Source organism: Corallococcus macrosporus DSM 14697 (assembly GCF_002305895.1).
GTDB classification, from domain to species: domain Bacteria; phylum Myxococcota; class Myxococcia; order Myxococcales; family Myxococcaceae; genus Myxococcus; species Myxococcus macrosporus.
In genome coordinates this window covers 7,021,905-7,036,119 of record NZ_CP022203.1, presented here as the reverse complement: position 1 = coordinate 7,036,119, position 14,215 = coordinate 7,021,905, and the positions used below count along the sequence as shown (strand labels likewise).

Annotated in this window: 12 protein-coding genes; 6 read left to right on the top strand and 6 right to left on the bottom strand. The window is 69.3% G+C overall.

The genetic code is table 11. The features are described from left to right. Positions 1 to 10 precede the first annotated feature (10 nt). Positions 11 to 2,074, bottom strand: a complete 2,064-nt coding sequence (locus MYMAC_RS28295) for a PrkA family serine protein kinase (protein WP_013938474.1) — start codon at positions 2,072 to 2,074, stop codon at positions 11 to 13. A 710-nt stretch (positions 2,075 to 2,784) separates the two neighbouring features. Between MYMAC_RS28295 and MYMAC_RS28290 the strand changes: the two genes are divergently transcribed. After that, on the top strand, positions 2,785 to 3,708 hold the full coding sequence (locus tag MYMAC_RS28290) for a hypothetical protein (RefSeq protein WP_095960337.1): 924 nt from the start codon (positions 2,785 to 2,787) through the stop codon (positions 3,706 to 3,708). Further along, positions 3,705 to 5,375 carry an ArnT family glycosyltransferase gene (locus tag MYMAC_RS28285; protein ID WP_013938476.1) on the top strand — a complete coding sequence of 557 codons (1,671 nt, stop codon included), beginning with the start codon at positions 3,705 to 3,707 and terminating at the stop codon, positions 5,373 to 5,375. Before MYMAC_RS28290 ends, MYMAC_RS28285 begins: the two co-directional genes overlap by 4 nt. A gap of 4 nt (positions 5,376 to 5,379) precedes the next feature. On the opposite strand, the gene ruvX is transcribed toward MYMAC_RS28285, so the two are convergent. Then, the gene (ruvX, locus tag MYMAC_RS28280) at positions 5,380 to 5,850 is read right to left on the bottom strand and encodes a Holliday junction resolvase RuvX (RefSeq protein ID WP_095960336.1); all 471 of its coding nucleotides are present in this window, start codon (positions 5,848 to 5,850) and stop codon (positions 5,380 to 5,382) included. Positions 5,851 to 6,052: 202 nt separating this feature from the next. Here ruvX and MYMAC_RS28275 point away from each other — a divergent pair, with 202 nt between their 5' ends. Then, positions 6,053 to 7,549: a hypothetical protein gene (locus MYMAC_RS28275; RefSeq protein ID WP_095960335.1), complete on the top strand. Its 1,497-nt coding sequence runs from the start codon at positions 6,053 to 6,055 to the stop codon at positions 7,547 to 7,549. A 6-nt stretch (positions 7,550 to 7,555) separates the two neighbouring features. Continuing rightward, entirely contained in the window at positions 7,556 to 8,077 is a 522-nt protein-coding gene (locus tag MYMAC_RS28270; RefSeq protein WP_013938479.1) for a tetratricopeptide repeat protein, read from the top strand. A gap of 129 nt (positions 8,078 to 8,206) precedes the next feature. Here the strand turns inward: MYMAC_RS28270 and MYMAC_RS28265 are convergent, their stop codons facing one another. The 4 genes from MYMAC_RS28265 to MYMAC_RS28250 form a co-directional block, all read right to left on the bottom strand. Continuing rightward, a complete protein-coding gene (locus tag MYMAC_RS28265) occupies positions 8,207 to 9,400 on the bottom strand; it encodes a M48 family metalloprotease (RefSeq protein ID WP_095960334.1) in 1,194 nt (397 codons plus the stop codon). Positions 9,401 to 9,458: 58 nt separating this feature from the next. Beyond that, positions 9,459 to 10,625, bottom strand: a complete 1,167-nt coding sequence (locus MYMAC_RS28260) for a tetratricopeptide repeat protein (RefSeq protein ID WP_095961716.1) — start codon at positions 10,623 to 10,625, stop codon at positions 9,459 to 9,461. Between the two features lie 227 nt (positions 10,626 to 10,852). Next, positions 10,853 to 11,968 (bottom strand): ArsA family ATPase, encoded by a 1,116-nt coding sequence (locus MYMAC_RS28255; protein WP_095960333.1) that lies wholly within the window; start codon positions 11,966 to 11,968, stop codon positions 10,853 to 10,855. Continuing rightward, positions 11,965 to 12,879, bottom strand: a complete 915-nt coding sequence (locus MYMAC_RS28250) for an ArsA family ATPase (RefSeq protein ID WP_095960332.1) — start codon at positions 12,877 to 12,879, stop codon at positions 11,965 to 11,967. The genes MYMAC_RS28255 and MYMAC_RS28250 overlap by 4 nt, the downstream gene beginning before the upstream one ends. A 168-nt stretch (positions 12,880 to 13,047) precedes the next feature. Between MYMAC_RS28250 and MYMAC_RS28245 the strand changes: the two genes are divergently transcribed. Together MYMAC_RS28245 and MYMAC_RS28240 are read left to right on the top strand one after the other, a co-directional pair. Next, positions 13,048 to 13,353 (top strand): hypothetical protein, encoded by a 306-nt coding sequence (locus MYMAC_RS28245; protein ID WP_013938484.1) that lies wholly within the window; start codon positions 13,048 to 13,050, stop codon positions 13,351 to 13,353. A 51-nt stretch (positions 13,354 to 13,404) separates the two neighbouring features. Further along, on the top strand, positions 13,405 to 14,205 hold the full coding sequence (locus tag MYMAC_RS28240; RefSeq protein ID WP_095960331.1) for a ParA family protein: 801 nt from the start codon (positions 13,405 to 13,407) through the stop codon (positions 14,203 to 14,205). The last annotated feature ends 10 nt before the right edge of the window (positions 14,206 to 14,215 follow it).

Here is a 14,215-nt window from a genome sequence, read left to right as displayed (position 1 = left end):
TCTCTCGGTGTTACTCCTTCGCGTCGCCGCGGGCGAAGATGCTCGCCACGAAGTTCAGCACGTCGGTGGAGCAGATCTCGCAGTACCCGTAGTTCTTCATCATCCGGTCCTTCACCAGGTCGATCTTCTCCTGCGTCTCCTTGTCCACGACGGAGGACACCAGGTTCTTGAGCTTGATGCTGTCCTTCTGGTCCTCGAACAGCTTCAGCTCCAGCGACTTGTGGAGCCGCTCATTGGTCCGGTAGTTGAAGGTCTTCCCCTCCACGGCCAGCGCGCCGATGTAGTTCATGATTTCGCGGCGGAAGTCGTCCTTGCGGGTGTCGGGGATGTCGATCTTCTCCTCGATGGACCGCATCAGCCGCTCATCGGGCTCCTCGTAGAGGCCGGTGTACTTGTTCTTGACCTTCTCCTTCTGGGTGTAGGCCTTGATGTTGTCGATGTAGTTGCCGCACAGCTTGGCGATGGCGTCCTCGTCCGCGGAGATGGCGCGCTGGACCTCGTTCTTGACGATGTCCTCGTACTCCTGCTTCACCGCCGTGAGCAGCTCCTTCATCCCCTTGCGCACGTCCTCGTTGTTGATGAGCGAGTGCGTCTTGAGGCCGGCCTCCAGCTCGTTGAGGACCATGAAGGGGTTGATGCAGCCCTCGCCCTTGTCGCTCACCAGGGCGTTGGAGATCTTGTCCTGGATGTAGCGCGGGGAGATGCCCTCCAGGCCCTCGCGGTTGCTCTCCTTGCGCAGCTCCTTGATGTTGTCCTCGGTGAAGTTCGGGAGCGTCTTGCCGTTGTAGAGCTTGAGCTTCTGGAGCAGCGACAGGTTGTGCTTCTTGGGCTCCTCCAGGCGCGTGAGGACGGCCCACATGGCGGCCATCTCCAGCGTGTGCGGGGCAATGTGCTTGCCCTTGATGGCGCGGGAGTTGAAGTCCTTCTCGTAGATCTTCACCTCCTCCGACAGCTTGGTGATGTACGGCACGTCGATCTTCACCGTGCGGTCCCGGAGCGCCTCCATGAACTCGTTGTTCTCGAGCTTCTTGTACTCGGGCTCGTTGGTGTGGCCGAGGATGACCTCGTCGATGTCCGTCTGCGGGAACTTCTTCGGCTTGATTTTGTGCTCCTGCGACGCGCCGAGCAGGTCGTAGAGGAACGCGACGTCCAGCTTCAGCACCTCGACGAACTCGATGATGCCGCGGTTGGCGATGTTGAACTCGCCGTCGAAGTTGAAGGCGCGCGGGTCGGAGTCGGAGCCGTACTCGGCGATCTTCCGGTAGTTGATGTCGCCGGTGAGCTCGGTGGAGTCCTGGTTCTTCTCGTCCTTGGGCTGGAAGGTGCCAATGCCCACGCGGTCCTTCTCACTGAAGACGAGCCGGTTGACGCGGATGTGGCCCATCACCTTGGCGAAGTCACCCTGGTACTGCGTCATCAGTTCCTTGAAGACGAAGCGGCAGGCGGGGCACAGCTCGGAGCCGTCCGGGATGGTGTAGCCGGACTCCGGCGGGGACAGCTCGGCGTGGATCTTGGAGCGCCACTCCTTGGGGATGAGGTTGAGCGGCTCCTCGTTCATCGGGCACTTCATCTTCTCCTTCACCGGGGCGCCGTCGGCGCCCTTCTTGTCGGTGAGCCAGGAGAAGGTGTACGCGGCGCCCTCCGGCGTCTTGGAGTAGTCCTCGGTGCCCTTCTTCAGCAGGCGGGCGATGGTGGACTTGGACGAGCCCACCGGACCATGGAGGAGGATGACGCGCTTCTCGGTGCCGTAGCCCTGGGCGGCGGACTTGAAGACGTTGACCAGCTTCATGAGCGGGACATCGAGCCCGAAGATGGCGTCCCGGCCGCCGAACTTCTCGTCACTGAAGAAGTGGTAGCGGATGAGCTTCTTCTTGTTGTCGATGTACTCCGTCTTTCCGTGGCTGAGGATCATGTCGTAGATCCTCTGGAAGGCGGTGCGGGTGACCTTGGGGTTCTGCCGGACGATTTCGAGGTACTCCTCGAACGAACCTTCCCAGTTGAGCTCCGCGTAGGTCTTCGCGTCCTGCAAGGCGGCGATTCTGGAGACCCACGAACCCTTCTCAGCATCCTTCATGTCTCTCCCTCGGAGCCTCCCGGGACGCGGAATAGCCGCGCCGACAGGGGGCCAAAATGGTCAACCTGGAGGGCATGACTGCCATTCCACACCCACCCCAACGAGGTCCCAGGCACGACAGCCCTGCTGCCCCTTCGGGACCCCGCCGCGGAGTGGGACCGCGCGTTACGCTCGTGTCAGGGATGGAACGCCCGAAGGCGCACCCCCTCCACGGGGTGAAAAGGCACTTTGATTATAAGGGCCCTCGCCCACGGGGGTAGGCGCACACCGGCTGCACGGGGGGTAGTGAACGCCTGAACGGTCATTTCCCGGGCGCACGGCAACGGCAATGCTCAGGTGGGCTGTGGGGGCAGCGTGCCCGTTCACTCCACATGTCGGCGCGAAGCCTTCACGAATGTGAACAACACGCGTGCGTTTGAGCAGGCGAGCGGCCGTGTGGGCCGTCACCTCCGCCGGCGGCTGCATGCATGCGGGAAGGCGGGCCAGGCGTCGCATGAATGCCCTCGGACACGCAGGCCGCGTGAAACATGCGGGCTCGCCAGCGGATGCTCGTGGCGAAGCGACGGCGCGCATGGCCTGGGGCGAGTGGTGCCTGCTTCACACGCGCCGTCTCCGGTTCTGGACGGCGCCGGGGCGCACCCCCGAGGCGCGGCATTGAGCATGGCGCATGCAACGGCACGCGGCGCTCGTCCTGCCATGGAGCCTCCTGGATGTCCGTCCTGCTCGTCGTGACCTGTCTTCTTGGCGCATGGGGCCCTGACCAGGCCCCTCACGCGGAGGGAGACGTGGTGGCCACGGCGCTGCTCGATGCGGGGGCGGCACCGCGCCGCGTGCTGCGGCTGGCGCAGCGGCCCGGGTGGGGGCAGGGCATGGTGGCGTCGGTGGCGTCGGAGGTCGAGACGGCGTCGGGCGTGGGGGCGGGCCGCGAGCTGCGGACGGAGTATGGGCCTGAGGTCCTGGTGCCGCTGCGCGTGGAGTGGCAGGCCGAGGAGGGGCGGGGGCGGGCGCGTTACCACCTGCGGGTGGGGCGCCCCGAGGTTCACGCCGTGGACGAGGAGGGGATGGAGCCGGCGTGGCGGCTGGCGGAAGAGCTGGGCGCGATGAGTGGACGGGCGGGCGAGGTGCTGCTCTCCGACCGGGGGACGCCCCTCCAGGCGTGGATACGGTTGGGACCGGACGCTTCCTCCGCGTTGCGCTCGCTGGTCCAGGCGGCGCTGACCTCGGACTGGCTCATCACCCCCCAGTTTCCCGAGGAGCCCGTGGGGCCAGGGGCCCGCTGGGCCGTGGCGCGCGCCCTGGGGCCAGAAGGGCTGGCCGTCGTCGCCTATGAGTTGGTGGCGCAGGAAGGAGGCCGCGGCCGGGTGCGCTTCTTCCTTCGTGCCAGGGACCGGGAGGGGCGGTCGGCGCCCAGGGCCGAAGGCGAGCTGTGGTTCGACCTGCGCCGCCCGTTCCCGGAGCGGCTGGAGGTCGTCTACTCGTCGCGCGCCGAGCTGGGGCCGCGGGGGGGCCGGCGTCTGGAGGTGGTCCGCCGGGCCCGGGTGACGCTGGAATCAGGAGGTCCCATGGCGCCTGGGAGCCGGGCGGGGGTTGACGCCCCCTGGAGGGCGGGTGAGGAGCAGGTTCGCGCCCCGTGAAGTCGGCCGTGCTCTCCGAGCAGGGGAACGGTGGGCGTTGGCTTGGCTTTGGGCCGTGCCTGCGTATCCTGCCGCGCGTCATGGCCACCGCCCCCGCCCCCTTCTCCGTTTCGCCCCCCTCCGCACCTGGCCTGTCCGCGGTGCCTGCCCCTCTGCACGAGCCGGGCACCCGGCTGCTGGTAGGGCTGTTGCTGGTGGCGGCGTTGGTGCCCCGGCTGGGCGTGTTCTTCGTCAACGAGAACCTCTTCGGTGACGCGGTGGTGCGTACGGAGCTGGCGGAGCGCTGGTTCCGGGCGCCGCACCTCATCACCGCCTACGGGGACGGGGCCTACCAGTTCGGTCCACTGCACATGTACCTGGTGGGCGCGGCGCTGTCGGTGTTCGACCGGGAGGTCGCGGGCCGCGTGGTGAGCCTGCTCTTCGGCGTGTTGTCGGTGGTGCCGTTGTTCGCGTTGACGCGGCGGCTCTTCGGATGGCGCGCGGGCGTGGTGGCCGGGCTGTCCTTCGCCGCGTGGGGCATGCACATGCAGTTCTCCACCACGGCGTGCAGCGAGGCGGTGTCCCTCTTCTTCATGCTGGCCACCTTCGCCTTCTACGCGGAAGGGGTGGACGAGAACCGCTTCCTGCCCCTGTTCCAGGCGGCGCTGATGCTCAACCTGGCCTGCGCGCTCCGTTACGACGCGTGGATGTACATGCCGCTGCTCACGCTGGCGCTGTGCTTCAGCAGCGAGGACAAGGTGGTCTCCCTCACCCGGGCCGTGGGCTTCGGGCTGGCGTGCCTGCCGTTCCCCCTGCTGTGGATGCAGGGCAACGAGCTGATGCACGGCAACCCGTTCTTCCCGGTGATGGCGGTGGAGGACTTCCACCGGAACTGGGTGAAGTCGTCCATGGGCTCGGGGCCGACGGTGCTCTGGCGGCTGCAGCAACTCACGTTCTGGCCCGGCATCGCCCTGCTCACGCTGTCTCCCCTGGTGGCGCTCCTGGGCATGGCGGGCATGGTCCGCGCGTGGCGCTCGCGTCCGGACACGCGGTGGCTGGTGGCCGCGGCGGTGATTCCCGCCGCCTACTTCACCTTCCGCGCGGCGGTGTTGTTGACCTTCGTTCCGCTGGGCCGCTTCACGGTGACGCAGGTCGCGCTGGTCCCCGTCTTCGTGGCCTTTGGCTTCGCCGGGCTGGTGGGGACGCGCGGAGGGCCCGGGCTGCGCAAGGCCCTGGCGGGCGTGACGGCGTTGGTCGCCGTGGCGGCGCCGGTGGCGATGGGCGTCTATACGTTCCGTGCCGACGGGCCCCTCCAGACCACGCTGCGGCCCATCAGCCCGACCTCCACGAACCCCGTGGCGTTGATGCAGGTGGCGAGGTTCCTGAAGACGGAGGTCGCCGCCAAGGGCGGCGCCGCGGCGCTCGACATCGACCCGAACTACCTGGACCTGCAGCTCGCCTTCTTCTCCGGTCTTCCGGAGGAGCGGCTGGCGCGCGTGCGCTGGGACACCTTCCGCCAGCGCCTGCGGGAGGCCCGCCCGGAGGTGCTGGTCCGCTTCGACGGCGGCACGCTGGCCAAGGACGCCGGCGTGAAGCTGGAGGGGCGCTCCCTGGTGCTGGACGGCGTGGCCTACCAGGAGCTGGAGGGCTTCACCGCGCCGATGCACGTGTACCGGCGCCAGCCATAGGCTCTCAGCGGCTGGGCTCGAAGTCGTCCGGCTCGTAGTCGTCGGGGTGGTAGTCGGTGTCCGAGGGCCGGCGGGCATCCAGCCAGCCTTGGAGGATGAACTGCGCCGCCACCTGGTCAATGACCTCGCGGCGGCGGGCGCGGCTGACGTCCGCTTCGAGCAGGGTCCGCGTGGCGGCCACGGTCGACAGCCGCTCGTCCCAGAGCTCCACCGTCACGCCCAGTGACTGGGCGAGCGTGTCCGCGAACTTCCGGGACGCCTCCGCGCGCGGGCCCTCGCTGCCATCCATGTTGAGCGGCAGGCCCAGGACGACGTGCGTCACCTCGTGCCCGGCCACCACGGCGGCCAGCGCCGCGAGGTCCGCCTTGAGCGACGTCCGGCGAACGGTGGTGACGCCCTGGGCCGTGAGGCCCAGGCCGTCCGAAACGGCGACTCCAATCGTCTTGGTGCCCAGGTCCAGGCCCATGGTGCGCATGCGGCGGAACTTAACCGCAATCCTTCGTCGCGGACCGCTCCGTCCACGCATGGGGACGCGCGCTGGCCCCGTTGCTGGCTAACCGCCGGATTTCGCTGGGGACGCCTCTTGCCCACCGGCGGCACCACCGCTGCACTCCGGCGGCCCCGTCCGAAGGACGACTGCGCGGCGTCCACACCAACCCCGTCGCGCGAGAGGGCACATGCTCGACTTCCTCAAAGGTGCGGCCAACTTGCTGGCCGGCCCCATGTCCACCGCGGTGGACTTCGCGGGCAACGCGCTGGGATTGCCGCCGCTCATCACCAACTCCATCAAGGCCGCGGCAGGCGTGGCGACTGGCAACGTCATGCTGGCCGCCAGCGGCGCCGTCGGCGTGGCGCAGGAGTTGTCGAAGAATCCGCCCGCGAAGACGGAGTACCACGCGTCCTCGTCGGCCAGCTCGAAGCGCGACAACGGCTACGCGCCCTCGGCGGCCTCGTCGCCCATCCTGAGCCCGGGCAGCAGTCCGCTGGACCCGAAGATGCTCGACTACGCGGATGCGCTGAGGGTGCTGGAGGCGAACTTCCAGCAACTGGACCTGCTGGATGGAAAGAAGAGCGGCTCGCTGTCGAAGAAGGATTTGCAGCGCATCTCCACGGACGCCAGCCTGTCACCCCAGCTTCGGGACGCGGCCCGCTTCATGGTGGAGAACACGGCGCTCTTCGAGCGGCTGGACCGGACGGGGCCGCTCGCGGGGAACGCCCTCCTCTCGGTGATGTACAACCTCGACACCTTCTCGGTGAAGGACCTCCAGCGCGAGCTCAAGTCGGTGGACGCGGAGTTCGCGCGGTATGGCCGGCCCACGCGGCCTGGAGGTGGTGGCACGCCGCCGCCGGGCTGCACGCCCGGCAGTGGTGGCACGTCCGGGAGCGGTGGCACGTCCGGGAGCGGTGGCACGTCCGGAAGCGGTGGCACGTCCGGCAACAGTGGCTCCGCGCCGGTGCAGGGCGGCTCGCCGACCCCCGCTTCGAGCCCGCTGGACCCGGACTTCGCCGAGTACCACGAGGCGCTGCGCGTGCTGAGCGCGAACTGGGACACCTTCGACTCCGCCGTGGGGATGAAGGACAACGTGCTCACGCGCGACAACTTCGACGCCATCCTGAACAGCCCGGCGGCCTCCTCGACGCTGAAGCGCGCCGCGCAGTTCTTCAAGGACCACCCCGCCTACTTCGACCGGCTGGAGATGGCCGCGGGAGTGGGGACGCGGGATGGCATCGTGGGCCGTCCGGACGTCACGGCCGCGCTGCGCCAGGCGGACGCGGCGCAGGCGTCGTCGGGGGCTTCGTCGTCGAACGGCTCCGGGGGAAGCCGGCCGGCGGGCGGCGGCTCGTCGAACGTGCGGAGCATCGTCGACAACCCCAACATGAGCATCGAGGACAAGATTCAAGCCATCCTCATGTCCATCTCCAGCGACACGGACGAGGAGATTCTCGACGTGATGGAGCAGATGGCGAACGTGCGCGACCAGCGGGCCACGCTGGGCACCGGCGAGTCGGACCGGAAGACGGGCGCGAAGCTGGAGAGCAGCATGCAGGAGCTGGAGCTGCGCCTTCAGCGGCTGGTGGAGAAGCGCAAGGCGATGTTCGACCTGATGAGCAACATGTCCTCGAAGTTCCACGAGATGGCGAAGACGGCCATCTCCAACCTGCGGAGCGCCTGAGCCGTCATGGGACGCATCATCAAACACGAAGGAGCGGTGGCCATGCGGATGGAGCGCGGCGTGGTGCAGGGCTTGAAGGCGTTCGCCCGGGGGGAGGCGACGTGGGCGGAAGTGGAGGGGATGACGTTCGAGGAGGCGAAGGCCATTGCCCAGGTGGGGTGTGACCTGGCGGCGGCGGGGCGCCTGGAGGAGGCGCGCATCCTCTTCGAGGGCCTGGTGGAGGGGAACCCGAAGGACGCGGCGGCGCGCGCGGCGCTGGGCACGGTGTACCAGAAGCTGGGCAGGCTGGACGAAGCCATCTCCGAGTACAGCGCCGCGCTGGAGCGCGAGCCGGACAACCCGGTGGCGTTGGCGAACCGCGGCGAGCTCTACCTGCGCAAGGGGGAGCGGCAGGGCTTCACGGACCTGGCGAACGCCGTGGAGGCGGACCCGCATGGTGAGACGGCGGGGGGACGCCGGGCGCGTGCGCTGGTGAAGGCCATCACCCTGGTGGCCGTGGAGAAGCTGAAGGAGAACTCGCAGGCGTAGTGCCGGAGTCGGGGGGGAGCGGGGCCACCGGGCCGTCGGGGAGCGGCCGGGTGGTGGCAGTCGGCGGGTGGGCTCGGGGAAGAGGCGTGGCCGGAAGAGGCGGGGGGAGCCCACCTGTCGACCGCTGTTTCAGGACGGAGGAAGCGAGGCAATCCGTTCGCCGATGGGCGGATGGCTCATGCCCTTGAGGACGAGCCAGCGAGGGGGGGCGGGGTCCATCTTGTTGACGCGCGCGGCCTTCACCAGCATGCGGCGGAAGGACGCCACGTCGCCGGTGAGGCGCAGCGCGTACCGGTCGGCCTCGTACTCCCGTTCCCGGGAGAAGGCGCCGGAGACGGGCCTGGCGGTCAGCATCAAGAGGAAGAAGAGCAGGGAGATGAGGGGGAGGTTTCGGATGTCCGCGAACCGCGTGGCGCCGAACCAGCCGCGCGCCGCGGACAGGCGCAGGAGCCGGTCGAGCGCGAAGAGCAGGGCCACCAGCGCCAGCGACGAGGCGGCGCGGGCGGGCCACTTCGACTCGTGCACATGGCCCGCTTCATGGGCCACCGCGGCCAGGACTTCATCCTCGGAGAGCTCCTTGAGGATGATGTCGTTGAGGACGATGGTGCGCGTGGGCCCCTGCCCGGCGAAGTAGGCCTGGAGCCGGCGTGAGGCGACGGAGGTCTCCTCCACCAGGACATCGGCGAAGGCGATGTCGGCCTTGTCCATGAGCTCCACGATGCGGGTGCGCAGGGGGCCGTCGGGCAGCGGCTTCTGCTTGTAGAAGAGGCGGCTGCGGTACGGGTCCAGCGCGCCGGAGATGAGGAGCAGCAGGGCCACGGGCACCCCCAGCACCAGCCACCAGTTGCGCAGCTTGCGCGCCAGGCCGAACATGCCGATGACGAGCGCGGAGATGGCGAAGGCCGCCATCAGTTGCCCCTTGAGCATGTCGTAGGCGAAGGTGGCGGGCGTCTGCGTGGACATGCCGTGCCGGTGCTCCAGCGTGTAGCTGAACCAGACGTCCACCGGCAGGAACAAGAGCGACACGAACAGGTGCGTGGAGAGGGCGAAGAGCACCGCGGCGCCCCAGCCCGGCTCACCCCACAGCCGGTCCATGGCGTGGAAGAAGGCGCGGCTGACCGGGGTGGTGCGGAGGAAGCCGAGCCGCCGCTCCAGGCCCGCGGCGATCGCCACGGACAGCCGGTGGAGCGGCTGGACGAGCACACCCAGGATGAGCAGCAGCAGGGCCAGGTTGGCGAAGGGCGCGACCGCGGCCCGGATGTAGATGGGCCGGTGGAAGGCGTGAATCTCCGCCAGTTGCTCGGGCGTGAAGAGGGGCTCCATGGAAGCCCCAGGCTACGCCGGGCGCGCCGGCCTGCCCAGCCGAGGGCGGGCCCCGCGCTCAGGTGTGCGGCTCGTCCCCCGTGGAGGCGGGCGCGGCCGACGCGGGCTCGCCCTCCGCGTCCGCCAGCAGCAGGGCCTTCACCTTGGCCAGGCTCTCACGGGTGCGGTCCACGAAGGTGCTCTGCGAGCCGATGCGCTCGGCCGTCTCCAGCGTGCGCTCGTAGATGTTGATGGACTTGGTGAGCAGCACGCGAATCTTCTTGCGCAGCTCCTGCCGGTAGATTTCCGCCTCGCTGGCGTCCAGCTCCGAGGGCGCCGGCGAGTTCACCATGTGCTCGTAGAGGTTTTCGTATAGCGCGCCAATCTGCGAGCCCGCGGCGGTGGCCCAGTAGCCGTTGCCCACGCGGATGGAGCGCAGGTAGTGCCCCTGGGCGGACAGGAGCAGCTCGGCCTTGTAGTTGAGGTCCTGGGCGAGCTTGTCCGCGCCCTTCGCCGGGTCCAGCTTCACGCCGTCGTAGTGGAGCCGGTACAGCTCGCCGATGAAGAAGTGGGCCTGGGCGGGGAAGTAGTCATCCACCTCGCCCTTGTCCTCCAGGGCGTCATAGGTGGTGAGCGCCTTGCGCAGCGTGACCTCGGCGGTGTCGGGCGCGCCGCTCTCCAACTGGCAGATGCCCTGCTGCACCTGCGCCTCCAGGCGGCGGTTGAGGGGGAGGTCCTCTCGCGCGGCGATGGTGCCCAGCAACGTCGCGGCCTGCTCGTAGCGCTCCAGGTGGTAGTCCACCTCCGCCACGCGGAAGGCCGCGTCGAGCGCGTCGCCCTGGCCCCTGGCCGCGTCCGCCAGCTCCGAGAAGCGGTGGCCCGCTTCCTCCCACTCCTTGAGGCGCTGGTGGGCGAGGCCCGCGTTGTAGAGCGCCGCGCGGCGGTGTCGGCTGTCGGGGAAGAAGTCCACGAGCCGGCCGAAGTAGCGCGCGGCCTGCTGGAAGTCGTTCGCGGCGAACGCCGAGGTGCCGCCCGCGAAGAGCTCCTCGTCGTTGAGCTTGTCCAGCTCCAGGTCCGCCGTCACCGTCACCGCGTCGAAGTGGAGCTCCTGCTTGGGGCCGCTCGCCGCCCGCGGCTCCTCCCGCGCGGCGGAGCCCGTCGTCCGGCACCCGGACACGGCGAGCCCCAGCGCGGCCACCCACCACCACTGGCTGACAGGCTTCTGCTTCAGCGCTCTCCCGTTCAACACATCCTCCTCCTGGACCGGCTCCCCCTCCCGGACAGCACCGGGCACCGTGGGGTTCCCACCCCCGTCACCGGGCACGCCAGCTTAATGCGCCCGTCCCGTGCGCGCCTCCCCGGCCGCCTGCTCGTGGCGGACGGCTGGGCTGAAGAAGTGCGGCGGCTTCGCACGAGCACCGTGCGAAACGAGGAAACATGGCGGTGGACCCGGAGGCACCGGGCCCCGCCGGTTCAGCCCAGGGACTCGTCGCCCACCAGGTAGCGTCCGGTACGCCACAGGGCGGAGATATCGTGCACATCCATCGCGAAGCGCGGCACCTGGATGATGGGGACCCCCGGGCAGGCGGCCTGGAGCTGGGCGATGCCGGCGCGGTCCTGTTCGGCCATGACCTGCTGCTCGCGCAGCGTCTCCTCCACCTTGGCGCGGCGGGTGGGCGTCAGCGTGGCCGCGTCCTCCCAGAGTGACGCCGTGGGCATGGGGTGCACGCGGTTGACCACCAGCGACACCACCTCCATGCGGTGCTGCTTGAGCATCTTGTGGAAGTGGATGGCCTCGTCCATGCGCTCGGGGTGGGGGCTCGTCACCAGCACGAAGCCGGTGCTCGGGTCCTCCAGCAGCTGGCGCACGCCCCGGGCCCGCTCGCGGAAGCCCTCGTTGAGCGAGGAGATGGCGAGCATGAAGTTGGAGAGCTCCTGGAGCATCTCCGTGCCGGTGAACCTGGCCAGCCCCCGCATCACGTAGCCGCCGCGGTTGAACAGCGACATGCCCAGCTTGCCGGCCTTGAGCGCGGGCGTGAGGAGCCACTTCGCCGCGTCGTTGTCCAGGAAGTCCAGCACGCGGTTGGGGGCGTCCAGGAAGTCCAGCGCGTGCGCGGTGGGCGGGGTGTCCAGGACGATGAGCTCGTAGGTGCTGCTGCGGCGCAGCTCCCACAGCTTCTCCATGGAGATGTACTCCTGGCTGCCGGCCAGGGCCGTGGAGAGGGACTGGTAGAAGCGGTTGGACAGGATGCGCTCGCGCTGCTCGGGCGAGGCGACGCGGGTGATGAGCTCGTCCCACGTCTGCTTCATGTCCAGCATCATCGCGTACAGCGGCGAGCGCGGGTGGATGCCCAGCGGCTCCAGCGCGGTGGCGGGCACGCGCGTCTCCGCGTTGCCCAGCGCCGTGAGGCCCAGTGAGTTGGCCAGCCGCCGCGCCGGGTCGATGGTGCACACCAGGCTGGTGCGGCCATCCACCGACGCGCGCAGGGCCAGGGCCGCCGCCGCCGTCGTCTTTCCCACGCCGCCGGAGCCCACGCAGATGAGGACGCGCTTGCCCGCCAGCGCGGGCGACAGGGCCGTCGTGCTCACGCCGCCCCCGTCACGAGAGGTTCGAGGTGCTCCATGACCTGTTCAATCGCCTTGCGCCCGAACTCGGGCGTGAAGAGCCGGGGGACGGGATACACGGGCGCGTGGAGGTTGCGCTCCAGCTTCGTCCCGGCGAGCACCGCCTGCGCCGCGCGGTCGTGGTGCGCCTGGGCCACGGCGAACAGCTCCGGGTGGCCCCCCAGGGCCTCCAGGTCCGCCTCGGTGAAGCGCTCCGGGAAGGACTGGTTGAGCACCGCCGCGTGGGTGCGCAGGCTCACCTTGTCCCGCAGCGCCGCGTGCAGCTCCAGCGCCTCGTTCACCGGCATCTCCTCGGGCAGCGCCACCAGCACCGCGGCCGTCACCGCCGGGTCCACCAGCAGGTCGCGCATCTTCTGGGCCTCGCGGGCCATGGGCCCCGGCGGCACCGTCTGAATCAGCACCTGCGGCACGCTGAGGAAGGAGATGGCGTGGCCCGTGGCGGGCGCGTCCATGATGACCGTGTCGAAGCGCCAGCGCCCGTCCGGGAGCTTCTCCTGCAGGTGGAACATGATTTTTCCCAGCAGCACCAGCTCCTGCAGGGACGGGATGAAGCGGAGGAACTGGCGCACCAGCCGGTTCTCGAAGACCGTCTTGTAGAGGGTCTCGAAGCGCAGGACCATCAGGCCGTATTCGCGCATGGCCTCCTGGGGCCGCACGTTGACGGCCCAGAGGTTCGGCTCCAGTTGGGCCACCTCGGGGCCGGCCTCGGGGCGCTCCAGGAAGCGGCTGACGCGCTCCTGGGTGTTCACCTCGCACACCAGGGTGCGCTTGCCCGCGCGCGCCGAGCGCAGCGCCAGGGCCGCCGCGACGGTGCTTTTGCCGACTCCGCCCTTGCCGGAGACGATCCACAGGCGCTTGTCGAGTAGTCCGGCCATAGAATGAGAGCGGCGAACCGTAGGAATCGTGTTCACGGGAGTCAACGCGTTTGGCCTCGGGTTGTTGCCCTGCTTGACACGTCGCGTTGCCCCCTCGCAGAGTGCGGCGTTTTCTTCAAGACTTCCAGACGGCCCGGTAGGGCTTTGCTCGTGAGGACGCGCGTTTCCATGCTCAAGAACAATCCGGTGATGAAGAAGCTCGTGGAGACGGGCGAGGAGCGCATCGGCAAGCTGGCGCAGCAGCTCCTGTCGAACGAGAAGTTCGTGGCGGCGGTGCAGACGCTGGTGGCGCGCTCCCTGGCGGCGAAGGGCACCCTGGACAGCGCGCTGCGCACGGCCCTGTCCGCCGCGAACCTGCCGTCCACGGCGGACCTGGAGCAGCTTCGTTCGAAGGTGGACGACCTGGAGCGTCTGCTCTCGTCCGTCGAGGGCAAGGTCGACACGCTGTTGGCGGCGAAGTCCCCGAAGAAGTAATCCGCACGTCGGAAGCCGCCACCTTCTGGGGTGGATGAGGAGTGCCCGGACATGAGGCGCATCGCGTTCATCAATGAGAAGGGTGGGACCTGCAAGACGACCCTGGCGGTGAACACGGCCGCCTGGCTGGCCAAGGAGCGCGGCCTGCGGGTGCTGCTGGTGGACCTGGACACGCAGGGCCACGCGGGCAAGGCCCTGGGGGTGGATGTGCGCACGCTGCCGCGCAACGTGTTCCACCTGCTGACGGATGCGTCGGTGCGCTTCGAGGACGTCGTCCAGCGCTCGGCCGTGGACGGGTTGGACGTGCTGCCCGCCTACAAGGAGATGGCGGACTTCCCTGTGGTGGTGGCCGCGGACGCGCGCCGGGCCCACCGGCTGGCGGACCGCCTGAAAGCGGCGGAGGCGGCGGGGTATGACGCCGTCGTCTTCGACGCGCCGCCCTCCATGGGGACCACCACGCGCAACATCCTGGTGGCCGCCACCGAGGTGGTGGTGCCGGTGGCGCTGACGTACCTGGCGCTGGATGGCTGCGCGGAGGTGGCGGACACCGTCCGCCAGGTGGGGGAGGCGGAAGGGCGGCCGGACCTCCGCGTCACGAAGGTGGTGCCCACGCTGTACCGGAAGACGGCGCTGGCCACGGCGATTCTGGAGCGCCTGAAGGCCTACTTCCCGGACGCGCTGGCGGCCACGCCGCTGGGCTACGACGTGAAGGTCGACGAGGCGCAGAGCCACGGACAGACCATCTGGGAGTACGCGCCGCGCAGCCGGGGCGCGCAGATGCTGGCGGCCATCGCCGCGGAGCTGCACGGCGAGCCCGCCCCCAGGCGGAGGCGGGCTGCGCAGAAGGCCTGAAGCAGCGCGG

What these genes read in the sequence shown, in the direction of transcription:
- MYMAC_RS28295 (WP_013938474.1), bottom strand. Translation starts at nt 2,074, where the DNA reads ATGAAGGATGCTGAGAAGGGTTCGTGGGTCTCCAGAATCGCCGCCTTG.
- MYMAC_RS28290 (WP_095960337.1), top strand. Translation starts at nt 2,785, where the DNA reads ATGTCCGTCCTGCTCGTCGTGACCTGTCTTCTTGGCGCATGGGGCCCT.
- ruvX (WP_095960336.1), bottom strand. Translation starts at nt 5,850, where the DNA reads ATGCGCACCATGGGCCTGGACCTGGGCACCAAGACGATTGGAGTCGCC.
- MYMAC_RS28275 (WP_095960335.1), top strand. Translation starts at nt 6,053, where the DNA reads ATGCTCGACTTCCTCAAAGGTGCGGCCAACTTGCTGGCCGGCCCCATG.
- MYMAC_RS28270 (WP_013938479.1), top strand. Translation starts at nt 7,556, where the DNA reads ATGGGACGCATCATCAAACACGAAGGAGCGGTGGCCATGCGGATGGAG.
- MYMAC_RS28265 (WP_095960334.1), bottom strand. Translation starts at nt 9,400, where the DNA reads ATGGAGCCCCTCTTCACGCCCGAGCAACTGGCGGAGATTCACGCCTTC.
- MYMAC_RS28250 (WP_095960332.1), bottom strand. Translation starts at nt 12,879, where the DNA reads ATGGCCGGACTACTCGACAAGCGCCTGTGGATCGTCTCCGGCAAGGGC.
- MYMAC_RS28245 (WP_013938484.1), top strand. Translation starts at nt 13,048, where the DNA reads ATGCTCAAGAACAATCCGGTGATGAAGAAGCTCGTGGAGACGGGCGAG.
- MYMAC_RS28240 (WP_095960331.1), top strand. Translation starts at nt 13,405, where the DNA reads ATGAGGCGCATCGCGTTCATCAATGAGAAGGGTGGGACCTGCAAGACG.